This is a genomic window from Roseateles sp. (assembly GCF_965262435.1).
Classification (GTDB): domain Bacteria; phylum Pseudomonadota; class Gammaproteobacteria; order Burkholderiales; family Burkholderiaceae_C; genus Paucibacter_A.
This window is the reverse complement of the sequence record NZ_OZ253537.1, coordinates 2,231,608-2,257,434: the sequence shown is the minus strand read 5'-3', so window position 1 is coordinate 2,257,434 and position 25,827 is coordinate 2,231,608. Positions and strand designations below refer to the sequence as shown.

The 25,827-nt window shown below is 65.1% G+C and carries 21 protein-coding genes; 11 read left to right on the top strand and 10 right to left on the bottom strand.

What is annotated here, in order from left to right; all coding sequences use genetic code 11:
* Positions 1 to 173 precede the first annotated feature (173 nt).
* From xdhA to ACQY39_RS09700, 11 genes are all read left to right on the top strand, one after another.
* A complete protein-coding gene (xdhA, locus tag ACQY39_RS09750; protein ID WP_428505683.1) occupies positions 174 to 1,721 on the top strand; it encodes a xanthine dehydrogenase small subunit in 1,548 nt (515 codons plus the stop codon).
* A gap of 11 nt (positions 1,722 to 1,732) precedes the next feature.
* The gene (xdhB, locus tag ACQY39_RS09745; RefSeq protein WP_428505681.1) at positions 1,733 to 4,075 is read left to right on the top strand and encodes a xanthine dehydrogenase molybdopterin binding subunit; all 2,343 of its coding nucleotides are present in this window, start codon (positions 1,733 to 1,735) and stop codon (positions 4,073 to 4,075) included.
* Positions 4,076 to 4,423: 348 nt separating this feature from the next.
* Entirely contained in the window at positions 4,424 to 6,451 is a 2,028-nt protein-coding gene (locus ACQY39_RS09740; protein WP_428505679.1) for an ATP-dependent nuclease, read from the top strand.
* Positions 6,448 to 8,181, top strand: coding sequence for a UvrD-helicase domain-containing protein (locus tag ACQY39_RS09735; RefSeq protein ID WP_428505677.1), 1,734 nt, complete (start codon positions 6,448 to 6,450; stop codon positions 8,179 to 8,181). The genes ACQY39_RS09740 and ACQY39_RS09735 overlap by 4 nt, the downstream gene beginning before the upstream one ends.
* 536 nt (positions 8,182 to 8,717) lie before the next feature.
* A complete protein-coding gene (locus ACQY39_RS09730; RefSeq protein WP_428505675.1) occupies positions 8,718 to 8,987 on the top strand; it encodes a hypothetical protein in 270 nt (89 codons plus the stop codon).
* Between the two features lie 153 nt (positions 8,988 to 9,140).
* Entirely contained in the window at positions 9,141 to 10,199 is a 1,059-nt protein-coding gene (locus ACQY39_RS09725) for a DUF1176 domain-containing protein (protein ID WP_428505673.1), read from the top strand.
* A 274-nt stretch (positions 10,200 to 10,473) separates the two neighbouring features.
* Positions 10,474 to 10,863 carry a lysozyme inhibitor LprI family protein gene (locus tag ACQY39_RS09720; protein ID WP_428505671.1) on the top strand — a complete coding sequence of 130 codons (390 nt, stop codon included), beginning with the start codon at positions 10,474 to 10,476 and terminating at the stop codon, positions 10,861 to 10,863.
* Positions 10,864 to 10,986: 123 nt separating this feature from the next.
* Positions 10,987 to 11,487: a rod shape-determining protein gene (locus tag ACQY39_RS09715; RefSeq protein WP_428505669.1), complete on the top strand. Its 501-nt coding sequence runs from the start codon at positions 10,987 to 10,989 to the stop codon at positions 11,485 to 11,487.
* A gap of 63 nt (positions 11,488 to 11,550) precedes the next feature.
* On the top strand, positions 11,551 to 12,513 hold the full coding sequence (locus ACQY39_RS09710) for an RDD family protein (protein WP_428505667.1): 963 nt from the start codon (positions 11,551 to 11,553) through the stop codon (positions 12,511 to 12,513).
* Positions 12,514 to 12,590: 77 nt separating this feature from the next.
* Entirely contained in the window at positions 12,591 to 13,145 is a 555-nt protein-coding gene (locus ACQY39_RS09705; RefSeq protein ID WP_428505665.1) for a hypothetical protein, read from the top strand.
* Between the two features lie 302 nt (positions 13,146 to 13,447).
* Positions 13,448 to 14,509, top strand: a complete 1,062-nt coding sequence (locus tag ACQY39_RS09700) for an RDD family protein (protein ID WP_428505662.1) — start codon at positions 13,448 to 13,450, stop codon at positions 14,507 to 14,509.
* 79 nt (positions 14,510 to 14,588) lie between these two features.
* Here ACQY39_RS09700 and ACQY39_RS09695 read toward each other — a convergent pair whose 3' ends face one another.
* The 10 genes from ACQY39_RS09695 to ACQY39_RS09650 all read right to left on the bottom strand — a co-directional run bounded on the left by ACQY39_RS09695 (position 14,589) and on the right by ACQY39_RS09650 (position 25,798).
* A complete protein-coding gene (locus ACQY39_RS09695) occupies positions 14,589 to 15,725 on the bottom strand; it encodes a M23 family metallopeptidase (RefSeq protein WP_428505660.1) in 1,137 nt (378 codons plus the stop codon).
* Between the two features lie 233 nt (positions 15,726 to 15,958).
* Positions 15,959 to 16,105 carry a hypothetical protein gene (locus tag ACQY39_RS09690; RefSeq protein ID WP_428505658.1) on the bottom strand — a complete coding sequence of 49 codons (147 nt, stop codon included), beginning with the start codon at positions 16,103 to 16,105 and terminating at the stop codon, positions 15,959 to 15,961.
* Positions 16,106 to 16,163: 58 nt separating this feature from the next.
* Complete coding sequence (locus ACQY39_RS09685) at positions 16,164 to 18,062, bottom strand: M48 family metalloprotease (RefSeq protein ID WP_428505656.1); 1,899 nt, start codon at positions 18,060 to 18,062, stop codon at positions 16,164 to 16,166.
* Between the two features lie 161 nt (positions 18,063 to 18,223).
* Complete coding sequence (locus tag ACQY39_RS09680; RefSeq protein ID WP_428505654.1) at positions 18,224 to 18,871, bottom strand: DUF47 domain-containing protein; 648 nt, start codon at positions 18,869 to 18,871, stop codon at positions 18,224 to 18,226.
* Positions 18,872 to 18,921: 50 nt separating this feature from the next.
* Positions 18,922 to 19,935, bottom strand: a complete 1,014-nt coding sequence (locus ACQY39_RS09675; RefSeq protein WP_428505652.1) for an anion permease — start codon at positions 19,933 to 19,935, stop codon at positions 18,922 to 18,924.
* A 9-nt stretch (positions 19,936 to 19,944) separates the two neighbouring features.
* The gene (locus tag ACQY39_RS09670; protein WP_428505650.1) at positions 19,945 to 20,583 is read right to left on the bottom strand and encodes a DUF47 domain-containing protein; all 639 of its coding nucleotides are present in this window, start codon (positions 20,581 to 20,583) and stop codon (positions 19,945 to 19,947) included.
* An 844-nt stretch (positions 20,584 to 21,427) separates the two neighbouring features.
* Entirely contained in the window at positions 21,428 to 22,270 is an 843-nt protein-coding gene (locus tag ACQY39_RS09665; RefSeq protein ID WP_263520263.1) for an HDOD domain-containing protein, read from the bottom strand.
* A gap of 146 nt (positions 22,271 to 22,416) precedes the next feature.
* Positions 22,417 to 23,160 carry a Crp/Fnr family transcriptional regulator gene (locus ACQY39_RS09660; RefSeq protein WP_428505648.1) on the bottom strand — a complete coding sequence of 248 codons (744 nt, stop codon included), beginning with the start codon at positions 23,158 to 23,160 and terminating at the stop codon, positions 22,417 to 22,419.
* A 90-nt stretch (positions 23,161 to 23,250) separates the two neighbouring features.
* On the bottom strand, positions 23,251 to 24,579 hold the full coding sequence (locus ACQY39_RS09655) for a glycerate kinase type-2 family protein (RefSeq protein WP_428505646.1): 1,329 nt from the start codon (positions 24,577 to 24,579) through the stop codon (positions 23,251 to 23,253).
* A gap of 13 nt (positions 24,580 to 24,592) precedes the next feature.
* Complete coding sequence (locus ACQY39_RS09650) at positions 24,593 to 25,798, bottom strand: urate hydroxylase PuuD (RefSeq protein WP_428505644.1); 1,206 nt, start codon at positions 25,796 to 25,798, stop codon at positions 24,593 to 24,595.
* Positions 25,799 to 25,827: the final 29 nt, after the last annotated feature.

The following is a 25,827-nucleotide window of genomic DNA, read 5'->3' as shown; positions in this document are numbered from 1 at the left end:
CATGTGGGAGATCGTATAGGGAAGTGGGGGTGAGGAGATACCGTGGGTGAATCGTGAATCGTGAATCGTGAGTCGTGAATCGCGAATCGCGAATCGCGAATCGTGGCTCAGTTCGTCCGCGTAAACAGTCCATTCACCATTCACGATTCACCATTCACGCCACCTCCCCCGCCATGCCCCACCACACCCGCCCCATCCGCTTTTTCCACCGCGGCCAGATCCAGGCAGTGGACGGCCTGGCGCCGACCACCACCGTGCTGGGCTATCTGCGCGAACATGCCCAGCCCCATTGCAGCGGCACCAAGGAAGGCTGCGCCGAAGGCGACTGCGGCGCCTGCACCGTGCTGCTCGGTGAGCTCGATGCATCAGGGCAGATGCAGTTGCGCAATGTCAACGCCTGCACCCAGTTCCTGCCCACGCTGGACGGCCAGGCCTTGTGGACCGTGGAAGACCTGGGCGGCGCCGAGGCACTGAACCCGGTACAACAAGCCCTGGTGGACTGCCATGCCTCGCAGTGCGGCTTCTGCACGCCGGGTTTTGCCATGAGCTTGCAGGCCTGCTACGAGCGCCACTGCCAGAGCGGCAGCCGGCCCGACCGCCAGGAGCTGGCCGACGCCCTGGCCGGCAACCTCTGCCGCTGCACCGGCTACCGCCCCCTGCTGGACGCCGGCCAGCGCATGTTCGAGCTGCCCCAGCAAACCCTGGACCTGGCGCCCGCCCGCGCCGCCCTGCTGGGCCTGCAGCAAGACCCGCCCCTGCACTACGCGGCCGCCCAGCCGGCCATCCCGGGCCGCCTTGACCAGTTCCACGCCCCGCGCAGCCTGGCCGAGCTGGCCGCGCTGCGCGAGGCCAAACCGCAGGCGCGCCTGCTGGCCGGCTCCACCGACATCGGACTCTGGGTCAACAAACGCTTCCGTGACCTGGGCGATGTGATCTACCTCGGCGCCGTGTCCGAGCTCAAGGCCATCCGGCCTGAGCCCTTCAACGGACAGCCCGGCCTGTGGATCGGCGCCGGCGCCAGCCTCGAGGCCGCCTGGAGCGCCCTGAGCGCCGCCGTGCCGCCGCTGCGCGAGCTCTGGCTGCGCTTTGCCTCGCCGCCGGTGCGCCAGGCCGGCACCCTGGGCGGCAATATCGCCAACGGCTCGCCCATCGGCGACGGCGCCCCGGCCCTGATCGCCCTGGGCGCGCAGATCGTGCTGCGCCGCGGCAGCCAGCAGCGCCGCCTGGCCCTGGAAGACTTCTACTTGGGCTATATGCAAAACGCGCTGCAGCCCGGCGAGTTCGTCGAGGCCATGCACCTGCCCCTGCCCGGCCCGACCCAGCGCATCCGCGCCTACAAGATCGCCAAGCGCTACGACAGCGACATCTCGGCCGTCTGCGCCGCCCTGAGCCTGCGCCTGGACGAGGCGGGCCGCGTGCAAGAGGCGCGCCTGGCCTTCGGCGGCATGGCCGCCATCGTGCGGCGCAGCGCCCCGGCCGAGCAGGCCTTGCTGGGCCAGAGCTGGAACGACGAAGCCGCCCTGCAAGCGGCCCAAGCCGCCCTGGCGCTGGACTTCCAGCCCTTGAGCGATATGCGCGCCAACGCCGACTACCGCCTGCAGGTGGCGCAAAACCTCCTACGCCGCTTCTGGCTGGAGACCCGGCCCGATGCGCCACTGCCCGCCGCCAGCCTCAGCGTGTGGCAGGCCGTGCGTTTCAGCGACGCGGAGCAGGCGCGATGAGCACAACAGCCATGAACACCTCTTCTGCACCCACCCCGCTCCACCCGCACACCGTGGGCCGCAGCCATGCGCACGAGTCGGCGGCCCTGCATGTCAGCGGCGAAGCCGTCTACACCGACGACATCCCCGAGGCCGAGGGCACCCTGCACGCCGCCTTGGGCCTCTCGCCCATCGCCCACGGCCGCATCGTCGCCATCGACCTGGCCCTGCTGCGCGCCCAGCCCGGCGTGCAGCTGGTACTGACGGCCGAAGACATCCCCAGCGAAAACAACTGCGGCCCCCTGCTGCACGACGACCCCATCCTCGCCGCGGGCGAGGTGCGTTATGTCGGCCAGCCCGTGTTTGCCATCATCGCCAGCAGCCGCGAGCTGGCCCGCCGCGCCGCCGCCCTGGCCGGCCAGGCCCTCAAGATCGAGCCCTTGCCCGCCGTGCTGACCGCCCTGGAGGCCCATGCCGCCGGCCAGTATGTGGTGCCGCCCATGCACCTGAACCGCGGCGACGCGGCCACCGCCCTCGCGCAAGCGCCGCAGCGCCTGCAAGGCAGCTGGTCGGTGGGCGGGCAAGAGCAGTTCTATCTCGAAGGCCAGATCAGCTACGCCTTGCCCCAGGAAAACCGCGGCCTGCTCGTCCACTGCTCGACCCAGCACCCCAGCGAGATGCAGCAGCTGCTCAGCCACGCCCTGGGCTGGGCCAGCCACCAGGTGCAGGTGCAATGCCGGCGCATGGGCGGCGGCTTCGGTGGCAAGGAGTCGCAATCGGCCCTGTTCGCCTGCGTGGCCGGCCTGGCCGCCAGCCGCCTGCGCCGCCCGGTCAAGCTGCGCCTGGACCGCGACGACGATTTCATGATCACCGGCCGCCGCCACGGTTTCGACTACCGCTGGGACGTGGGCTTTGATGAAGAGGGACACATCCTCGGCGCCGAGGTGGAGCTGATCTCCAACTGCGGCCACTCGGCCGACCTCTCGGCCCCGGTGATGACGCGGGCGCTCTGCCATTTCGACAACGCCTACTGGCTGCCCCATGTGGCCCTGCACGGCTTCTGCGCCCGCACGAACACGCAGAGCAACACCGCCTTCCGCGGCTTTGGCGGCCCCCAGGGCGCGCTGGCCGTGGAGATGATTCTGGACTCCATCGCCCGCCGCCTGGGCCTGGACCCGCTGCTGGTGCGGCAGCGCAATTTCTACCGCGACGCCGGCGCGCGCAACATCACGCCCTACGGCCAGACTGTGGAAGACAACCAGCTGCAGCCCCTGACCGATCAGCTGGTCGAGAGCAGCGGCTACCACGCCCGCCGCGCCGAGATCCAAGCCTTCAACGCCGCCAGCCCGGTGCTGAAAAAAGGCCTGGCCCTGACACCGCTGAAATTCGGCATCAGCTTCAATGTCGTGCACCTGAACCAGGCGGGGGCCCTGGTGCATGTCTACACCGACGGCTCGGTACTGGTGAACCACGGTGGCACCGAGATGGGCCAGGGCCTGAACACCAAGGTGGCGCAAGTGGTGGCCGAAGAACTGGGCCTGAGCCTGGCACGCGTGCGCTGCAGCGCCACCGACACCCAAAAAGTGGCCAACACCTCGGCCACCGCCGCCTCCACCGGCAGCGACCTCAACGGCAAGGCCGCGCAAGACGCCGCCCGCCAGATCCGCCTGCGCCTGCAGCCCCTGGCCGCCCAGCTGCTGGGTTGCGCGGAAGCTGAGCTGCGCTTTGCCGGCGACCATGTGCAGGGTGCAGGCGACAGCCGCTCTCTGCCCTTCACCGAACTGGTGGCCAAGGCCTACCTGCAGCGCATCCAGCTCTGGAGCGATGGTTTCTATGCCACCCCGGGCCTGCACTGGGACCGCGCCCGCCTGCAGGGCAAACCGTTTTACTACTTCGCCTACGGCGCGGCCGTGGCCGAGGTGCTGGTGGACACCCTCACGGGCGAAAGCCGCGTCACCCGCGCCGATGTGCTGCACGACGCCGGCCGCTCGCTCAACCCCGCTCTGGACATCGGCCAGGTCGAAGGCGCTTTCGTTCAAGGCCTGGGCTGGCTGACCATGGAAGAGCTGGTCTGGCACCCCAAGACCGGCGCCCTCAGCACCCACGCCCCCAGCACCTACAAAATCCCCACCGCCAACGACAGCCCGCCCGACTTCCGCGTGGCGCTCTACAGCCAAGCCAACGCGGCCGACAGCATCCACCGCTCCAAGGCCGTGGGCGAGCCGCCTTTGCTCCTGCCGTTCTCGGTGTTGTTGGCGATCAAGGATGCAATCGCTGCGGCGGGGCCGGCGGGGGGTGACCCGGAGTTGAGGGCGCCGGCGACGGCGGAGGCGGTGTTGAGGGCGGTGAGTGGGGTGATGAGCCGGAGCGGCTGAACACCAGCAAACCAAGGCTGCGACTTCAACGGAGCATGGCACTGAGCCATGTCCCTGTCCTCGTGCGTGGAGTTCAATCGTTATAAGTTTTGCTCAATCGTCTGCCGCAAGAGGCCATAGGACTGTAAATTTGTGGCCGGACTCTCGCGGCCCTTTGACCCTCGCGGCCCTTCTCGCGGCTCGCTCATCAGACCCGAAAATGTGAGCCTCTGAAGGGCGGCGCCTAGTCCTCCACATACGTGATCGGCTGACCTACTTCCTAAACCGAGAGTGCGACGGCAGGCGATAAACTGCCTAGTCAATACCGGCGAGCAGGCAAAGGGCCTTAGAGCCTCAGGGGGAGAAGCGGTGTACCTGAAGAAGCTGACGGCGAAGAACTTTCGCTCGTTCGACCAGATTGAGATCCCGCTGTACGAGGACCTAACTGTTTTCGTAGGCGAAAACAACGGCGGCAAGAGCAACGCAATTGACGCGATGCGGCTACTGACGCTCCCATTGAGCGGCCGTCGCGAGCTTTACTGCGAGTCGACTGATGTCAGATTTGGCAGCATCAGCCGCGAGTTCGAGCTCGAAGCGCATTTCCAGGACCTGAGCCCCGGTCAAGGAGGGCGTCTTCTCAGCGCCGTGACCGATGACTCCATGTCGGCATGCAAATTCGGCCTGCAGTACGCCGCGTCGGTTGGGCACTCGCTGGCTCGTCCGCGGCTTTGGGCGGGCCCTCACAAGGAGACGCCTGAGCCTGGCGCGCACGACACGATTCGGCATGTTTATCTGCCGCCTCTGCGGGACGCAAAGCGGGCTCTGGCGTCGGGCAACCCGACTCGAATCCATGCGCTTCTGAACCACTTCATGGGCGACCAACGAGCCGAGGACATCGCGGCGCAGCTGCGTAGAGCGACCTCATCGGACATCCTGACTCGGGTCGGCAGTGCGGTAGACGGAAATCTTGAAGCACTGACTGGGGGAGTGCGTAGGCAGGGCAGTTCACTGGGCTTCGCAAACGACGAGAACCTCATCGACATTGCCCGCGACTTGCGATTCAAGCTGGCAGACCATGGGCTGGAGCCTGAGGATCTGCGGTACTCGGGTCACGGCTATGCCAACCTGCTCTTCATGGCAACGATCGCCATCGAACTGGAGCGCTCGCACGATGTTGACCTGACACTGTTCCTGGTCGAAGAGCCGGAAGCTCATCTCCATCCTCAGCTTCAGGCCGCGGTGCTCGGTTTCCTTGAGGACCAGGCCGAGAAGTCCAAATCTCGGAAGATTCCGGTTGATGCTCCTGCTGGCCGGGTACAGGTGGTCGTCGCCACACATTCACCTAACCTCTCTGCGTGGGTGCAGAACCAGAAGATCGTCGTATTCCGCACCGCGCCAGTGCTTGAGGCAGCGGCCGAGGATGAGTCCGCAGTCGTCGACGCTGGTGAGAATGAGATGCTGGATGCCGCGGAAGTACTCGCAGCTGCTTCGATGGACTTGCCTGCGGTGCAGGCGGATGCTTCCGGCACAGTCGGGACCGTAGCCGGCGAATTGCCGAAGGCGATTGCCGCCACTCCCTCGGTGCCGAGCCAGCCAGAGACGGTAGTAGCGAAGGCCGTTCATGAGGCAATGGCACCTCCGCCGGCGGCTCCGTTGGAGGCGCAGCACTCTGCGCCGGCGGTGAGGCGTCGCGCAACCCGCTGTGTGCCCCTTGGAGAGCTTGTACTCGACGGCATTTCGCGAAGGAAGGTCGACCGCTACCTGGATGTCACCAAATCGGCGTTGCTTTTCGGGGGACGGGTCATCCTTGTCGAGGGCATCGCCGAAGCACTCCTTCTTCCCGTCATCGCTAGGAAGTTCGTCCTGCACGACCAGGTCGAGAAGCTGCGTCTTTTCCGCTCAGCCGTTTTTGTCCCCATCGAGGGCGTTGACTTCATGCCTTACGTGGAGCTTCTGCTCACACATCACAAGGGCGCTCGAATTGCCGATCGCGTCGTCGCGATCACTGATGGCGACGGGTGGGGTTTGACGGCTGGCCAGTCCAGTCCTGGAGCAAACCGAAAGGCGGACCTCATGGCATTCGCGACCAAGCAAAGTGCCAGCGATCTTCTTGACGTATCGGTGAACGATTTCTCGTTGGAGTCCGAGCTCGCCCTTGCCGGCAATGAGGAGCTTCTGAAAGCGGCCTACCTGAAAGCGCACCCTAGGTCCGAGTCCAACTGGACGAGCGCCTTGGCGAGCGCTGACCGTGAGGCCAAGGCGCGCGCCATCCAGAGACTCTTCGACAGCACGCCGAAGGGTGACTTTGCACAGACGTTGGCCGAAGGCCTTCGGGAGGCAAAAAACTTTAAGGTGCCGGGCTACCTGCGGTTCGCCATCGAAGCGCTGGTCCAATGACGAAGGCGTTCAAACCGACCGACGAGCAAAAGAAGGTCATCACCTTCGACGGCTCGGCGTTCGTCACGGCATGCCCCGGTGCGGGAAAGACTCGGGTCCTTATCGAAAGAGCGCGTCATCTTCTGGCCACGAAGGACTGGAAGCGTGGCATCGCGTTTCTGTCATTCACCGATGTAGCGGTGTCCGAGCTGGATGCGCGCCTGCGCAGGGAGGGCATCCTGCCAACCCCGGTCATGCCGCACTTCATCGGCACCTTTGACAGCTTCTTGTGGCGAGTTCTGGTGGCGCCATTTGGTATCCCAGGTTCGCTAGCGCGGCCGAGGCTGATCCCAGATTTGGAGCTCCGGGAGGTTCAGCCGTATGAGGGAGCTAGGCCAATTCCTCTGAACTGCTTCAACCGCGTAACTGGGGAAGCTATCGCCGATAAATTGCGCGAACTGAAGATCGAGTCTGTGTCGAAGGCGCACGTGACTACTGCCAAGAAGATGCGTGCCCGCTTCAAGGAGCGTGGTGAGCTCGACTATCAAGATGCTCGCCTAGTGGCGCTTGGGCGGCTCAAAGCACTGAACAATGAGTCGCCGTTGACGAAGTCGTTGGTCGCACGGTTCGGGGAGATCATCGTCGACGAGGCGCAAGACTGTAATCCTGACGACCTCGGCATCATTGAGTGGTTCCTCGGCGCGGGCATCCCCGTGAAGGTCATCTGCGATCCCAATCAGTCGATCTATGGATTTCGAGGCGGGGTCTCGACGGAATTGGATGCCTTTGCGACGAAGTTTGGTGATGACCGACGTCTGTCCCTGACTGGAAACTTCCGCTCCAGCAAGCACATCGTCGCTGCGGTTTCGCGCCTAAAGCGGCCAGAAACCGGGCGATCCCGCGACGAAGCGCTGGGCGAGCATCAAGGGGAGCCTAGTCCGGTGTACTTGCTGGCCTACAAGGGGCAGAGCGTCCCGGCGTCCGTCGGTACGCATTTCGGGTCGCTCGTAACCAACTTGAAGATCGCAGCGAAGGAATGCCCCGTGGTCGCGGCGACTCGTCTCAGCGCGTCACGAGCGCTGGGGCTGCCTGTCGACAGTGGGTCTGGACACCTAGCTTGCCGCCTGGCTGCTGCCGTCGGCGACCTGTTCTCTTCGTTCGAACTTGGCGGGCGGCAAGAAGCACTCGAACAAATGCACCGCGTAGTCCTGACCCTTGAGGGCCACCTGACGCTGAAAACGTATCGTCAGCACATGGACGCCCTTGGGGACAAGCATCAAGCGTGGCGTCCGGAGATGCTGCGGCTTTGCAAGCAGCTGCGATACGACCAAGAGACGCACAAGGACTCGGATGGCTGGCTGTATGCGGCCCGTGAGATCTTGAAGGAACGACTGCCTTCAGGCGGGGACAGGTCAATAAATCAAGTCCTTAGGCGCCACGAGAAGCTTGCGGAGGCCTTGGTGCCGCCTCCACTCCACGGTCATTCAGCTCGAACCATACACAGCGTCAAAGGCGCTGAGTTCCCAGCGGTTTGTGTGGTGCTCTCACCGCAAAGGGCGAAGAGCACGATCGAGCACCTGGAGACCGGCGCAAACGACAGGATGGCGGAAGAGCTTCGCAAGCTCTATGTGGGCGCGTCCCGAGCCCAGCGCTTGCTTGCAATTGCCACGCCCCATACCCAGGTCAAGAAGCTGGAGAGACTTCTGTCTAGCCCAAACAATAGCGGCGGACTCAGGGTGGTAGACCTCTGAGCTTCGAAGCTTGCGATGCGGCGCAAAGAGCACCACTGCGGTGGGCACACAGCCGCGAGGCCACGAGAAGCCGCGGCCGCGAGCGCCGCGAGGAGAGCCGCGAGGGTCAGCCCTTGAATTTGAAGGGTCAGGGCCTGCTGATGCGTGCGAACATGCCAACTTGATAGCGACCAGACTCAACGCATGCTGCCAGCGATTCCCCTGGCAGCCTGCGGCACCCGGTTCGGCGACATCCAGCGTGCACGGCAAGAAGCCATCACCCCCGGACGCACGGGCCTAAGGCCTTGAAGTGGTGGCAACATAACGCCTGCTTTCGGCAACGCCGGGTTCGACCATTCGACAGGGTGGTGTTTGCTTGTACCCAGCGAAGTTCAGGTGAGCAGAATTCTTCAGTTGGAGTGACATGTACGAAGACTCACTGGCCATGCGATGGCGGCATGCGTTTGTAAACACGGCCGGAACGCCTGCCTCTCCTCGTAGTTTGGTGCTGAACGACGCGCTCGATCAGCTGTTGACGCTTTAGTCGGCAGCGCAGGATGTTCACAATCTTCTTGCTGGCCCTGTCCGCTGTCTTCGCATGGCTCGCCGCTGACGCCTGGCGCCTCCGGGGCGGCTCAAGACTCCCCCCTGCTCAGCTGCTGAAGCTACGCGGGCAAACTACAGATCATCTGTCGCTCGAAGAGCAACGCAAGCGGCAGGACTACGACGAGAGAAAACTAACTGGCAATACGAATGCCATGTTCCTCGTCTTTGCAGTCCTTTGCATCGGCTTCTTGGCCGCAGGCCTTCATCAACTGCTCGGCTAGTGCACCATGTCCGCGCCAAACCTCGAACGTAGCCAAGGGTGTTTCTTGCCTCCACGCAGTAGCCCGGAAAGCGAGGGTCAGCCCCTGAATTCGAATCACCAGGGTCCCTTGAGGCTGGCGGTTAAGAAACATCAAAACGATCGGACTCAACGCATGCGGACAACGATATGGGCCGGCGCTCTGCTCGCCCTCAGCGCCCTGAGCGCAGCCCAGGCTCAATCCCTGATCCAGGTCCATGAATTCAAAGACTGGGCCATGGCCTGCGACAACCGGCGGCATTGCGAGGCCATCGCGTACCAGAGTGAGGAGTCCGGCTCGGCGCCGGTGACGATGTGGTTGTCGCGTGATGCGGGCCCCCATGCGCGGGTGCACATTCAGTTCGACACCGACGAAAGCGAAGACACCAAGTCGCTGACGCTGCATCTCGGCCCGCGCCAGCAACTGAAGGGCATCAGCCCGCGCAAGGACCTGAGCCCGGCGGACACCGCCAAGCTGCTGGCTTATGTGCTGGAGGGCGAAGAGATCGTGCTGACCGAAGGCGGTAGCGGGAACAACAACAGCAGTAAAAGGCGTTGGCAGCTGTCCTTGGCGGGCAGCAAAGCTGCGCTGCTGAAGATGGACGATCTGCAAGGGCGTGTGGGCACACCCGGCGCCTTGGTGCGCCACGGCGCACAACCACCCACAAAGGCGGAGAGCTCGGTGCTGCCAGCGCTTGCCGCACCCCGGGTCAAAGCCGCAGCCCTGCCCAAGACCACGGCGGCCGACCAGGCGCTGCTGCAGCCCATCCTGGATGCCGTCACGCCGCGCGAATGCTGGGACGACCTCCCGGACGACAGCAACCCCGAGCAGTCCATCACCCGCGTATCGGCCACCGAGGTTTTGGTGATGCGGGAATGCGGGCGCGGCGCCTACCAAGGCGGCTCCGGCATCTGGCTGGCCAAGAGCAAGCCGCCGTATGCACCCAAGCGCTTGGTCATGCCTCTCACGGATGGGGAATCGACCGACTACGTGATGAACGCGAACCTGACTGCTGAAGGGCGCTTGAATTCCTTCGCCAAAGGGCGCGGCATCAGCGATTGCGGCAGCAGCTTCGATTGGGTCTGGAGCGGGCACGCCTTTGAGCTGATCGAGGCCTGGCGTTCGCCTTTGTGCCGGGGTTTTCCCGGTGGTGGTTTCGGCCTGAAGCTGTGGACCGCGCAGCCCACGCCCTGAACCCGTGAAGGAGCCTGTATGCATGGTGCACAACCTGGAAGAGCCCTCGGGAGAGGCCTCTGGACAGCGATGGATCAGTAACGAACCCAATCAGCGGCACAATCGCATGCGGATGGGGATGCGGATGCGGATGCGGACTTTGCGTTCCTTGAGTTCACGTCGACGATGAAGGAACAAGGAGTCCGAGTTCGCAGGCAAGTAGATTGGCAATCACGCGCGAGCAGCGGTGGCGTCATCTACAAGACTCACTTTTTGGGACAACCAAGCCGCCATCATGAAGTTCGCCCTCTTGCTCGTCGCCTCGCTGGGCTACATCACTCCAGCATGGGCGCAGGAATCTTTGCCCATGCCATGCGTGAACTCCGCAAACACCGTGGAGCGCAACCATTGCTTCGCGGCGGAAGTTGAGTCGATTGACAAGCTGCTTCGTGCAGAGGTCCAGCGTGTCGAGCGGGTACTGCAGGAGCGAGATGCGCAAGCTCCGATGTTGCAGCTTTCCCGGGCATTCAGAACATCCCAGAGCAAATGGCAGTCCTTCCGTGATGCGGACTGCACATTTCGAAGCCAGACCTATGGCGATGGAACCGGGGCGCCTGCCGAGGGAATGTGGTGCCAGATCGAGCACGGGCGGAATCGCCTGAAATACCTGCAAGGCATGCGTTGAATTCAGTATCGACTCGGTAGACTCCGCATCGACCCGCAGGAGCATCAAGTTCGCACATCCGGCCATGCGCTCAGATTGCGAGTTCTGCCGCTGCCTTGCTGAACCACAAAGTACCAAGCTTCCATGCTGCTCTCAAATCTCCAGCCCCTGCTCTACATCAAGATTTCTCCGGAACTCCTCACGATTCGAAATGTGAAGACAGGGGCGCAGATGAGCGAAGTCCCCGAGCTGGCGATCAACACAGGCAGCGCGAAGCGAATGGTGCTCGGCTTTGGAGCCAACGCGCGCGCAGCGGCGGCGGCGGAAGGGGAACAATCATCCGAAATCATCAACCCCTTCTCTCACCCGCGCAGCCTGGTGAGCGACTTCACGGTCGGCCAAGTCTTGCTCAAGACCTTCGTCAAGCACGCCCACAGGGCCACCCTGTTCGCCCCTTCGCCGCGAATCGTCATGCACCCCCTGGGCTCACCCCCTGGCGGCTTCACGCAGATTGAACGCCGCGCCCTCCGTGAAATGGCTTTAGGGGCAGGCGCGTCAGAGGTCGTGCTCTGGATTGGGCGCGAGTTGTCCGACCAAGAGGTCCAGTCGGATCTGGTGCTCAAGAACGACGATGGGCGCGATTGATCTCGCTCTCCCATTAGGAACGTAGCCGCTTCATGTCACCAGCCCCCAAACCCACTTTCTTTTATGTCAGCAATCCAGCCTTTCGACACGCATAGCATCGCCGGCTTCTGGCGCCGCATCGCTGCCTTTGCCATGGATGCCCTGGCCCTGGGGCTGATCGGCATCACCTTGGGCGCCATATTTGAAGAGCAATTGGTCAGTTTGGGCCCTTGGGGCCGACTGCTCGGCTTCCTGATCGCGCTGGCCTACTTCGGCCCGCTCAACAGCCGCCTGGCCGGCGGCCAGACTCTGGGCAAGCGGCTGTTGCAGATCAAGGTGGTGGATGCACAGGGTGCGCCCTTGGCTCTGGGCCGCTCGCTGCTGCGTTTTTTGCCGCTGGGCTCGGTCTGGTTCCTGAACAATGCACAGCTGCCGGACGGGGTTTTGTTCTCTGCCTGGGCCGCGGTGTTCGGCCTTGCCATCCTTGGGCTGGGCGCGAGCACGCTCTACCTCTATGTCTTCAACCGGCGCTCGCGCCAGTCCCTGCACGACTGGCTGGTCGGCTCATTTGTGGTGAACGCGGCCTCGCAAGGCGCACTGGCTGCTGAGATTGCGGGCCCGCCGCCCAAGCTACACCGTGTCGTGTGCGCGCTGCTGCTTGCGCTCGGTGGCCTGGCTCCGCTGATTTCTCAGCAATTCCAGCAGCAGGAGCCCTTCGCGCAGCTGGGGCATATTTTGCACGCCGTCAACGCTGAGACCTGGGTCGTTTCATCGGGGGTCAATCAAGGGGCCACCTACACCAGCTCCAGCTCGGCGGGAAGCAAGACCACCCGGCATTTGAGCATCAACGCCGTCTCGCGCGACGCAGACATCGACAACGCCGAACGAGCACAGAAGCTGGCCACCCTGGCGCTGGCGGCTCATCCCGCGGCCGGCCAGCTGGATCTGATCCAGATCACCATCGTTCATGGCTACGACATCGGCATCGCCTCCGCGTGGCGCTCGCACAGCACGGCTCGGGCGCCAGCCAAGTGGTTGGCTCCCTAACGGCAAGATTTTTCAGTACCGTTTCGTTCTTCAGCCGCTCAACGCCCTTGCGCGCCACGCCAACCGCAGCTCAAGCCATGCCTGCAGCCACCTTCACACGACTGCCCTTCAGCTCCGCGTTCCAGAGGATCCCGCTTGCAGCGCTGACCAGCCTCTTGGCCATGATCCTCAGCAGCAGCGGCAATGCGGCTCAAGCCCAAACCAACTTTCCCGCGCCCTCCCGCACCGCCTTCAAGTGCGAGGTTGACGGGCGGGTGAGCTATTCCGACAGCCCCTGCCTGGGGGCCAAGAAGGTGGAGCTGGAGCCCACGCGGGGCCTGAACAGCAGCACCGCGGGCGTGTCTCCCATCTCCGGAGCGCCGCCGCTCGGCGCTGATGTCCAGCGCGAGCGCCGACGCGAGGCCATGGCCGAAGTGCTCAGGCCCGTCACCGGCATGAATGCCAAGCAATTCGACACCACCGGGCGGCGCTTGACTCAGCTCTCACCCGAGGCGCGCCAAGCCTGCGAGCGGCTGGACCGAGCGATTCCCCTTGCGGAAGAGGTCGAAGCAGGCGCCAGCAAAGCTGAGCTGCCCGCTATTCAAGAACAGCTGCTGCAGTTGCGCAAAAGGTTCAGAGAGCTGCGTTGCTGACAGAGCGAATCAAGGTAGGCTGAAGAAACGCGGTGAGCTCCACCGTCTTGGCCGCTTCGCCCTGACGCAATGAGGCCCCTGCCCGGCACCAGGGAACGGCCCGATTCGGGCGATCAAATTGCTCCATACACTCGCGACCTTGCGCGACCGCCCTGCCGAACACTCGTTCGCTTCGCATGCTTGCCCGCTTGCTGCGGCATGCGGCTTGCGGCCCCATGAGCTCGAGTTGCACCTGCAGCGCTGCGATCGCCTGCCATCTGAGCTTTCAGTGGTGGCATCCCATCTATTTCAACCATCACACCATGAACGCTGCTGAGCACAAGGATTCGAACAAAGCGACGGACGCAGACCCAAGTTCGCCCAAGCAAGCGACCATCCCAGCGCAAGCCCCTGCACCTACCGTCGCTAACCCAAGCCCCATCGCCGGTTTCTGGCGCCGCGTCGCCGCCTTCATGCTAGACGGCCTGGCACTGGGCCTCATCGGCATGGCCCTGGGTGCGCTGGCGTCCGATGCCCTGGTCGGGCTCGGGCCTTGGGGCCGGCTGCTCGGGTTCGGAATTGCGCTCGCCTACTTCGGCTTCTTCAACAGCCGGCTGGGCTGGGGCCAGAGCTTGGGCAAGCGCCTGCTGCAGATCAAGGTGGTGGACGCGCAGGGTGCGGAGTTGCCATTCGGCCGTGCCGTGCTGCGCTACCTGCCCGTGGGCACGGTCTGGTTCCTGAGCAATGCGCAGCTGCCGGACGCTCTGCTGTTTAGCGCCTGGGCGGCCGTGCTGGGCCTGGCCATCTTTGGCCTGGGCGCCTGCCTGCTCTACCTCTTTCTGTTCAATCGCGGCTCCCGGCAAGCCCTGCACGATGTGCTGAGCGGGTCCTTCGTGGTGAACGCGGCCTGGCAAGGCCCCCTGCCCACCGCCCTGGCGGCGCCGCTGCCCACGCTGCACCGCGCAGTCTGCGCCCTGCTTCTGCTGCTGGGTGCGCTCGGGCCGCTGATCTCGCAGCATTGGCTGCAGAAGGACAGCCAGACGCCCTTCGCGCCCCTTGCGCAGATCCTGCGCGCCGTCAACGCCGAGCCCTGGGTGCAGTCCTCGGCCGTGAATCAAGGCGTGACCTACACCCAGTCCAGCAAGGACGGCAGCAGCAGGACCATCCGGCATCTGAGCATCCACGCCATCTCGCGCGACGCCGACATTGACCAGGCCCAGCGCCTGCAAGCATTGGCCCGCCTGGCGCTGGCCGCCCACCCGGAAGCGGCCGCGCTGGACCAGATCCAGATCACCTTGGCCCACGGCTACGACATCGGCATCGCCTCCTCCTGGCGCTATCAGCGTCAGGTCCTGAGCCCAGCCGAATGGGCGGCCTCGCCCTGAAAAGCGCACAGAAAGGCCGACCTGCCTGCCGGCCACGGCTCGGGCCCTCAGGCGGGCCCGAACGCCAGGCTTTCCAGGCTCACTGGCTGAAATAGCCCGAGCACTTCTTGACCCCGTTCTTGGTCAGGTAGAAGCGGTTGCAATTGGTGTCATAACTGCTTCCCGTGGCGGTGATGGTCCAGCCGGCCAGGCTGACGGTGTTCAGGTGTTGCCAGGCGCCATTGGACTTGAGACTCCAGTGCTGGTGCGGGCCGGTCGAGGCGCCGCCATTGCACAGCGCCTGCGCCTTGTTGTTGGCCGGGTTGCCGATGAAGGCGTTCTTGGCCACGGCGGCGCCGGTGTTGTACTGCAGCTTGTCCATGTGATAGTAGGTCGTGGACCAGCCGCCGCTGTGCACGATCTCGGCAAAGCAGCTGGAGTGGCGCTTGAAGCTGCCGGCCGCCGAGGCCGACACCCGCACCGCCGTCTGGTTGCTGCCCCAGCCGCCGCCCTTGCTCATGTCCAGCGAGGACATAGGGTAGTTGCCGCTGCCGGTGTTGGTGTGGGCGCCGCCCACATGCCAAGAGTCGCCAATTGGAAACGGGAACTGCAGAAAGCCGGCCGGCGGCCCGGCCAGGCTGGTGTCTGGCGCGGCGGCGGATGCATCCTTGGCGGCGGGTGATTCATGCAGAGCGCGGGCGGCCTCGGTGTCGAAGCTGAGGCCGAACAGACGCTGGTAGGTGGCGGCGAACTCCTGCTCGCTGCCATTGGAGCTGGACAACAGCGCGCGCAGCGGTGTGGGTGCGGCGGCCTCACTGCCGAACTCGCCGGCGGCGGCGTGCGGGGCAGGCTCGTACAGGCGGCGCGCGAGTTGATCGGCCACATCACGCACCTGGGCGTTGAAGCCGCTCAGCTTGGACAAGCTGCCCATGGGGCGGTTGATCGCGCCGCGCTGGCCCGAGCGGCTGATCAAGCCGCTGTGTTGCTCGATCAAGGCCAGCAGCACGCGCGGGCTGACGCTGCTGTAGCCGGCCCAGTGGGAGATGATTTCCGCGTACTGGGCCAGCTCCGGCGCCTGGGCCAGGAGGTAGCTTTCGGTGTCGAAGCTGAACATCTCCGCATGGCTGTAGAGCAAGGAGTTGCTGGCCGGCGCGGCGCTTGCCGCTTGAGTAGGCATCGCGGCAAAGGCGGCTGCAGAGGCCAAGGCGATCAGCAGGTACTGTTTGGAGAGCTTCATGGCGATTTAGCTTTCACTGATGAGGGTGGGAAGACGAGCCGCCGATCACCGAAAACCACGCTCCTGCCTAACCTTGAATTCAAGGATTCAGGAATGAATCCGCGCTCGGGCTCAGCTGGCAATTCCAGTCTAGGCAGGCCGCTGCTCAGCGTCTTCTGTCCGGGCTGGCAGCTTGTCGCTGCGCAGGGACTGTGCTAACGAGACTGCTACAGCCACCGCTGTAGCCCTCGATCTCAAGGCCTCTCTGACTTGCGGGCTGCTTCATCGGCATGGCGTTTCAGCACCACACGCAGCGGCTCCACACGTCGAAAGCCGTACTTCTTCATATCGGGCTCGGCGCCGCCGATCCGGATGTTGATGGGCGCGCTGGCGCGCGCCACGACCTGCGTCGACTCCGCCGCGCAGCAGAGGATGAGCAGCCTGACTCGCCGCTACGCGTCAGGCTCTTTGCACCAGGCTCAGCAGATCGCCCTGCACCTTGCGCCGCGCCGGCTCGACATGGCGGCCCAGCACCATCACGCGCAGGCGCCCCGGCAGCTCGCTCGCGCGCAAGGCCTGGAAGAGCCGTTCGGCCAGGGCATCGGCCGATTCATCGCTCCAGCCCGGCTTGGCCTGCACCCAGAAGGTGAAGTGGCGGCGAGCGGGCTTGACGTCAAGTTGCTGTTCACCCACCCAGGCGGCCTGCACCTCACCCTCACGCAGCAGCACGCCGCGCAGCTCGCGCAGCTGGTCGCCGCTGAGATCCGGCGTCAGGGTACGCTCCCAGGGTTGCAGCTCGACGAAGCGCTCCCAGGCGCTCTGCTCCATGGCCTCACTGTCGCTGAGGCGCTGGCGCCAGAGGCGGCGCTGCTCAGGCGGCAGGACTTGATCCTGCGCCTGGGCGGCATCCATCCAGTCTTGCGCCAAGCGGGCGGCCAGCCAGGCCTGGTCTTCATGGTTCTGATAGAGCTGTTCCAGCCAGTCGCCGACGCGCAAATCGGCCTTGGGCGCGTGACGCGCGGCCAGGCGGCGCAGGACCAGGGGGTGGCGCGGCGCGAGGCTCAGGGCGCGTTCGAGCAAGGGGGTCGGGTCTTGCTCGCTGAGCGCTTCCACCGCCTCGGCCCAAAGCAGCCATTCATCCGCCACCAAGGGCTGCGTGCCGGCGCGCGCGCGCTGCTGCAGTTCCAGGGCCTGTTCATGCAGGCGGCGCAGGCGCTCGCCATGGGTGCGCCAGTCGGCGGCATGGAGCTGCCACCAGGCAGCGTCCAGGGCGGCAGCGATGCGTTCTCGGGCGCTGCCCAGCAAGCCCAGGGTGTGGCCGGCCGAGGGCTCGGGTGGCCGCGGCCGGCTGGGGCGCAAGCCATCGGGTGCCAGGCCAGCCAGGCGGTCCTTGAGCACCGGATGGGTGTCGTCAAAGTTGGCCAGGCGGCGGTACTCGCGGCCCAAGGCTTCTTGCTGCCAGGCGGGCTCATTGCTGCGCAGCAGGCTGACCGGCAACTCGGCATGAAAGGCCGGCTGTTCCTGCAGGCGCGACAGACGCCAATGGCGGCGCCAGAACTCCTGCTCGAACCATTGCGCCTTGATAGCGATCTCCAGCAAGGCCTGGCTGGCCACCTCCGGGCCGAACAGGCGGGCGGAGACGCGGTCCGCCTCGTACTCGTCCTCGCGCGCCAGGGCGAAGCTGAGCGCATCGAAACGCGGGAAGTACCAGCCGGCGAAGCCACCCAGAATCCAGCTGACCGGCGAGCTGCTTTCGCGGTAACGCCGGCTCAGCCGGGCCCAGGCCAAGCGGGTACGGTAGATCCAGGCCGAGAGCTTGCCGTGCTCGCCGCGCAGATGGCCGTATTCATGGGCGACCACGGCGAACAGGCGGCGCGGCTCCAGGGCGGCCAACATGGGCCAGCCCAGCATCAGATGGTTGCGATGGCGCAGGCCCAGCCACTGCGGCTGCTGGACGATGGCGGCGTTGAAGTCGGGCGTGATCCAGACCTTGTGCAAGAGCGGGCCGCCGACCTTGGCGCGGATTTTCTCCAGGGCGGCAAACAACTCGGGGGCGTCTTGTGCAGTCAGCACCTCGCCCTGAGGCGCCTCGAAGGGCACACGCAAACCTTGCAAGGCCGCGAACAGCAGGCCCAGGCAACCCAGGCCCAACCAGACCATCCAGGCGCCCGGCCGCCCGCCCTGCTGCAGATGCCAGGCCAGCGTCAACAAGCCGGCCAGGCCCAGCAGCGCGCACAGCAGCACCGCGCCATAGCCCAGCAGGGCAAAGCGCAGCACGCGGCGGCGATAACGCTCAGGTTCATCGCGGCTGGCCTGCTCGTTCAGGCGCAGCAGGTGCACATGGTCGGCCGAATTCACGCCCTTCTCCCTCCACAAATAAAAATCGCCCCTGTTCGGGGGCGACGGAATTGTGACGGAATTGGCAGACAGCGCGACAGGCGCACCGCACCCAGTCGCACATTCAGCTTAGGGGGATGGCGCTGCGACAGGCCTGCGCACCACCCTTCCCTCGCAGACGATCAGGCGTTCTCGATCAGGATTTCCTCGATCGTGCCGGCGGCCCGCTTGCAGGCTTCCATGACGGTTTCCAGCAAAGAGTAGAGCTCGCGCAGCTTGATGGCGCGCCAGGCGGCGGCGTCATCACCTTCTTGCTCGAACATGGCCTGGATGGCACGCTTGCGCAAGGTGTCCACCTCATGCTCAATGCGGTCGATCTCCTTGCACAGGTCCAGGGTTTCCTGGCCGCGGGTCTTGTCCGGCAGCGCCAGCACGGCGCGATCCAGGCGCAAACAGGCATCAGCCACCAAGGCGGCCATGGTGCGAGCCTCCTGGGTGGTCTCGTTGATCCGGTAGGCGCCCACGGCATTGCAGACATGCTGCAGCTCGTCGAGCACACGGTCCAGATCAAGTGCCAGGGTGTGCAACTGGTCGCGGTTGATCGGGGTGGTGAAGCTCTCGTAGAGCAGGCGGATCAGATCCTGGAGGATCTTGTCGGCGCTGGTCTCGTACTCGTGCACCTCCTCGATCAGCTCCAGGGTCTGCGCCCCGGGCTGGCCCAGGCCGGTGATCAAGCGCAGGGTGGCATTGCCACCGGCCACCATTCGGGTGGTGTGCGAAGCCAGCAGTTCAAAGAAGGCGTTGCGTTTGGGGGTCAATTGACTGCTCATATCGGGCGGCTCATGTCAGGACTTTCAAGCGATGTCGGCGGGCTGCGGGCTCAGAGCAAGCCGCGGCCGATGTACCAGAACAGCGCTGCAATCAGACCCGAGGCCGGAATCGTCAACACCCAGGCCACGACCAGATTGAAGGTCACACCCCAGCGCACCGCCTTGACGTCCTGCGCCGCACCGACGCCGACGATGGCGCCGGTGATGGTGTGGGTGGTGGACACCGGAATGCCGCCCAGCGTCGCCAGGCCCAGGCTGATGGCGCCGCCCATGGATGCGCAAGAGCCGCTGACCGAGTTCAGCTTGGTGATCTTGGTGCCCATGGTCTTGACGATGCGCCAGCCGCCCAGATAGGTACCCCAGGCGATGGCGATGTAGCAGGAATAGATGACCCAGTTGGGCAAGGTGTGCACATCGGTGGTGGCCGCACCGGCCGAGATCAAGAGCAGCCAGATGATGCCGATGGTCTTCTGCGCGTCATTACCACCATGGCCCAGGCTGTAGGCAGCCGCGGCGACCAACTGGGCGTTCTTGAACCACTTAGAGGCTTGGTGCGGGGATCGGTTTCGAAACGCCCAGGCCACCGCCACCATCAACAGCCCGCCCAGCATGAAGCCGACAAAGGGCGAGATGATGATGAAGGCCAGGATCTTGCCGAAGCCGCTCCAGACGATGGGCGCGCCCGACCCGGCCTTGATCATGGTGGCGCCGATCAGGCCGCCGACCAGAGCGTGGGACGAAGATGACGGGATGCCGTAATACCAGGTGATGATGTTCCAGATCAGCGCGCCCATCAGGGCACCGAAGATCACGTAATGGTCGACAAAGCTCGGGTCTACCGTGCCCTTGCCGATGGTGGCGGCCACCTTGAGCTGAAACACCCAAATGGCCGCGAAATTGAAGAAGGCCGCAAAGGCCACGGCTTGCTTGGGGGTCAGAGCGCCGGTGGCAACGATGGTCGAAATGGAATTCGCGCCGTCGTGGAAGCCATTCATGAAGTCGAATGCCAGGGCCACAAAAATAAGCAGGCCCAGCACCCAAATGCTGATCGTTAATCCTTCCATGACATGTCCTCAGGAGTTCTCGATCAGGATTTCTTCAATCGTCTTGGCGGCGTCTTCGCAGCGGTCCAGCACGTCTTCCTGCAGACCGTAGAACTCGCGCATCTTCATGGCGATCCAGGGGCTGCCGCCGGCCTCGAACAAGCGCGTCACGGCGCTGCGTTCGATGCGGTCACCCTTGGATTCGATGACCTCGATCTGCTTGCACAGCTCAATGATGTCAGCGGTGCGCTTCTTGTCGCCGAGCAGGGTGACGGCCTGATTGAGGCGCAGGCAGGCATCGGCACCAAGGGAGGCCATTTCACGGCCTTCGACCGTGGAGTCCTTGATGTTGTACATCTCGACGGCTTGCGCCACGCGACGCAGGGCGTTGATGACCTGATCGATCTCGATGGTCAGGGTGTGGATCTGGTCGCGGTTGATCGGCGTCGTGAATGACTTGTGCAAAAGCTGGATCAAGGCGGCCTTGATCTTGTCGGCGCTCTTTTCGTTCTGATCAACCTCTTGGGCCAGCGCCGCCACATCCTGGTTGCGCTCGCCGAGGCAGTTGACCAGGCGCAACATGGCATTGGCTCCGGCGACCACACGGTCTGAGTGCGCGGCAAGAAGCTCATAGAACTCCCTGCGTTGTGGCATCAGGCTACTGAACATCGATGACTCCTGGGAACTGGAAATGGGGACCTGCGGTGGGGCGGGATTTTGCCCGTGTCAACAAGGACTTGTGCTGATTTATGACAATTTGATGACGGCAAACCACAGATTTTCTCATCAGCGCTGCGGTCGGTTCGTCCGGAATCGGCACATAGCGGAAGTTCGATGTTCTGGTTTCCGCGCTGCGGTGGCTCGGCCCGCCGCCGTGCTCATGGTGCCCGGGTCGGCTCTGCGAGCCGACTCCCCTCGATGCTCACTGCGCGGCTCAGCGGCGCCAAACTCCCTCCGTTCGCTGCGCTCACTGTGGTCAAACAGTGGCGCCGAGTCAGTGCTTGAAGCGCGCTTGAAGCAAGCTTCGGCGCGCGCCTGACCCGCTCCGCTGCGCGCTCGGCCGCGCACAAATCGCCCGCCGTCGGGCCGAGCCACCTCCGAATGTGGCGTGTTCCACCGTCGAGGGGCAGTGTGTCCGCGATGCAAGCGCCCTGCAGTTCGGGTCGCCGCTGGGCGATTTGTGAAGGGCTGAGCAGCGCAGCGGCTCGGGGCGCGTGCGTACTCGCACGCTTCAAGAACTGACTTGGCGCGTCTGTCTGAACGGAACGAGCGCAGTGAGTGAAGTGAGTTATGCGCCAGCCCCGAGGTGCGAGCAGCGCAAGGCAGTCGGCCCGTGAGGGCCGACCCCGGAACCATGAGCCCGGCGGCGGCCCGAACTGCAGGGCCTCACGAGGGAGAACATGAAGGCTGCTCTGTACCGCAAGCGGCCCCACGAGGATCGGCCGGGTCAAGAAAAACAGGCCGCGATCGTGGCGATCGCGGCCTGTTTTGCAGCGGGGCGGGTCAGGTCTTGCTAGTTGAGCAATTGCTCCACATCGCTGGTCACATCGCCGGCGGCCGTGATCTTGGCTTCCAAAAAGGCCAGGTCCAGATGCAGGTGCTCGACCAGTTCCGGCACCGCCACCAGCAGCGCCTGGCTGGGGTTGTCATGGTGCTCGGCCGCGTCGGCCAGCACTTCGGCCAGATGCAGCACTGCAGCCATCAGCGAGAAGGGCCGGATCTCCATCGGCGTGTCGGCGTCCTTGAAGGCCTCGATCATGGGCGCAGGGAAATGCCAATGCAGGGCCAGGCAGGCGGTCACGTCGGCATGGGTGCAACCGAAGCGATGCATCTCCAGCGAAAAACGGCTGCCCGGCTCGGCCGCATGGGCCTCGACATCGGCGACCAGTTCCGGGTCGCGCAGCGCCATCAGCATCTGGCCGGTGCGCAGCATCAGGCCGGCCAGGTAGGCGGTGTCGGCGTCCAGCTGCAACATGCGGCTGAGGATGCGGGAATAGGCGGCCGTGGCGATGCTGTGGCGCCAAAACGCGGTGCGGTCCAGGCCCTTGACCACCGGGAAGGCATTGGACAAGCAGGCCGCCAGCGACAAATTGCGCAGCGTTTCCATGCCCAAGGCCGCGGCGGCGTCGCTGAGGTTGGAGATCTGGTGTGAAGGGCTGTAGCGGGCCGAGTTGGCCAGGCGCAGCACCTTGGCGGCGAGCGCGGCATCCTTGCCGATCAGGTCGGCGATGGCTGCCAGGCTGATGTTCTCGTCGTCAAAGCTGCGTATCAATCGGCTGGCCACCTCGGGCATGGTGGGCAGGGCGTTGTTCTTCTCGAAAAACTTTTCGGCGGCTGCCATGGCTGCTGCGGTCACATTGGTCTCCTAGCGTGTTCTGGGGCCTGGGCACGCTTGCAGTCTAAGGGAGCCACAGCAGGGATCAAAGCCAGCAAATGCACCGCGAAGCCGGTGCTTTCAACTTGCAGCCAACACTCGCTGCGAGCGCAGCGGGGCGGCGCCCGTCAGCCCTGGGCCAGGGTCTGCAAAGCGGCCAGATTGAGCAGCTTGATGGTGTAGCCGCGCACCTCGATCAGGCCCGCGCTCATCAGCTGGCGCAAGAGCCGCGACAAGGTCTCGGGCGTGATGGCCAGTTGGGCAGCCAGCTCGCGCTTGCGTTCGCGCAAGGCCACTTCTTCGCCGCTGGCCGGGCTGCGTTGCAGCAGCCAGGTGGCCAGGCGCTTCTGTGCGTCCTTGGCCATCAGATCATGGGCAGCGCCGGTCAGGTTCTGCACCGACTGAGCCAGACACTGCAAGAGGCGCTCGCTCATCACCGGGTGCCGTGTCAGCAGCACCCGCACGCCGCTGACGGGCAGTTCCAACAGACACGCCGACATCAAGGCCTGGGCATCCTGGCTGCGGCCTTTTTCAAGCCAGGCACTGCTGTTGTCCAGCCACTGTGGGCCATGGACCGCACGCTCCAGATGGAATTGCGTGGCCGACCCCGGTGCACCGGACGCATGAGCACCCAGGCCCACCGCGCCCTCCAGCACGGCCACCAAGGTGTCGGCGGATTCGCCGCGTTTGAAGACGCAAGCGCCACTGCACAGGCTGCGCACCTGGGCCAGCTCCTGCAAGCCGCGCAGCTCATCGGCCGCCAGACGCGGCGGGCCGAACAGCGTGGACCAGACCGAAGCCGGCACCAGGGGTGCGGCGGCAGGCGGATGGGCAGCGGAGGTGAGGACCTTGTCCAAGATGAGCGTTGTCATGAGCAGCAGGGGTTGGCTGCCAATGTCGGCCAGATGCTCGTTCTTGTCTTTGAGCAAGGTCAACAGATGCCGCCCTCGCCGCCCGCTGCCTCAGAAAATCAAAAAAGCGCGGAAATCATTGACATTGGTGTGGCTGGGCCCGGTCACCAGCAGGTCACCCAGCGGCGCGAAGAAGCCGCGCGCGTTGTGGGCGTCGAGTTCGACCTGGGCGTTCAAGCCCAGGGCGCGGGCCCGCGCCAGGCTGCTGGGCGTCAGGAAAGCGCCGGCGTTGTCGCCGACACCGTCGATACCATCGGTGTCGGCCGAGAGCGCGAACACGCCGGGCTCGCCATCCAGGGCGATGGCACAGCCGAGCAAGAACTCGGTGGCGCGACCGCCCTGCCCGTGCTGTCGGCCCGTGCTAACGGCCGCCCCGGGCGGCGGCGCGGCCAGGCTGACCGTGGTTTCGCCGCCTGACAACAACACACAGGGCTTGGCAAAGGGCTGGCCGCGCCGGGCCACGGCGCGCGCCAGCGCCGCATGAACCCGGCCCACCTCGCGCGCCTCGCCCTCCATGGCATCGCTGAGGATGTGGGCGCGCAGACCCAGGGCGGCCGCGGCCTCGGCTGCCGCTTCCAGGCTGTGCTGCGGCGTGGCCAGCATGTGCAAGGAATGCTGCGCCCAGAAGGGCTCCGAGGCCTTGACCGTTTCGAAGGCCCCCGACTCCAGGCCAGCGCGCGCGGCGGCCGGCAGGGGCAGGCCGTAGCGTGCGCAGATGGCCAGCGCGTCCTGGCAGCGGCTGGCGTCGGCCACGGTCGGGCCCGAGGCGATCACGGCCGGGTCGTCGCCGGGCACATCGCTGATCAAGAGGGTCAGGACTTGCGCCGGCGCACAAGCCGCGGCCAGCCGCCCGCCCTTGATGGCCGACAGGTGCTTGCGCACGCAATTCATCTCGCTGATGGAGGCGCCGCTCTGCAGCAGGGCCCGGTTCAGCGCCTGCTTGTCGGCCAGGCTCAGGCCGGGCGCCGGCAGGCTGAGCAAGGAGGAGCCGCCGCCCGAGATCAGGCTGATCACCAGATCGTCGGCGCTCAAGCCCCGGGCCAGTGCCAGCACGCGCCCGGCAGCGGCCTCGCCAGCGGTATCGGGCACCGGATGCGCCGCCTCCACCAGCTCCAGCCGGCGCGGCCGGTAGCCGGGCGGGCGGTGGCCATAGGCCGTGATCACCAGACCCGAGACCGGAGCCTCGGCCGGCCACTGCGCCTGAATGGCCGCCTCGAGCGCCTGCGCCATGGCAGCGGCGGCCTTGCCGGCGCCCAGCACCAAAGTACGGCCGCGCGGCGGCGCGGTCGGCAAAAACGCCGCCAGATGCTGCGCCGGCAAGGCACGCGCCACGGCAGCGTCGTAGAGCTGGCGCAGCAAGGCCTTGGGGTCGGCAAACATCAGAGCGGCAGCCTCAGGGCTGAGCGCCCGCCTCGAACCAACGGCCCAGCAAAGCGCGTTCGTCGGCGCTGATCTGGGTCGCGTTGTTCATGGGCATGAGCTGTTGCACCACGGCCTGCTGGTAAATGGCCTGGGCGTTCTGCCGAATCAGCTCGGGGCTGTGCAGCTGAATGCCTTTCTGTGCGAGGTCGGCGTTATGGCACATCACACAGCGCTGCGTGATGACGGCCTGCACCTCAGCCATGCTGGGCGCGGCTGCGGCAAGCGGTGAAGCGGCTGGCTTGGCCGGCGCCATCCAGACGATCAGCGCCGCCAGCACCGCCAGGGCACCGGCCACCAGGCCCCAAGCCTGCTCGCCCTTGTGGCGCTTGACAAAGAACACCCGCACCAACACACCGACCACCATCAGCGCGATCAGCACCAGCCAGTTGTGCGCGTGGCTGTAGAGCATGCCGTAGTGGTTGGAGAGCATGGCAATCAGCACCGGCAGCGTGAAGTAGGTGTTGTGCACGCTGCGCTGCTTGCCGCGCTGGCCGAACACCGGGTTCACCGCCTGGCCGGCGCGCATCTCGGCGATCACCCGCTTCTGCCCCGGGATGATCCAGACCAGCACATTGGCACTCATCATGGTGGCCATCATGGCGCCGATGATCAGAAAAGCCGCCCGGCCGGCAAAGAGCTGGCAGGCCGCCCAGGTCGCCGCAGCAATGAAGATGGCGATCAAACCCAGCACCCGCGCGTCATTGCCGATGCTGCCGTCGGCCTTGTGGCCGAAACGGCGGCAGATCTGGTCATAGACCAGCCAGCCCGAGACCAGAAAACCCAGGGCCGCGGCCACAGCGGCCGGCGCGGTCCAGTCATGCACGCGGGCATCGATCAGATAGGTGTTGGCATTGAACAGATAGAGCAGCACAAAAAGCGCAAAGCCACTGATCCAGGTCCAGTAGCTTTCCCAGTAGAACCAGTGCAGCTGCTGCGGCAGATTGGGCGGCGCCACCATGTACTTCTGCGGGTTGTAGAAGCCGCCGCCGTGGACGGCCCAGAGTTCGCCGTCCACACCGCGCGCCAGCAGCTCGGGCGAGCTGGGCTTGCGCAAATGGTTGTCCAGCCAGACGAAGTAGAAGGAGGCGCCGATCCAGGCGATGCCGACGATGACATGCAACCAGCGCAGCAGCAAAGCGGCCCAATCCAGCAGATAGGCGGGCGAAAGAAAGTCCATGCGAGCGATTCCGAGTCCACAAGGCGGCT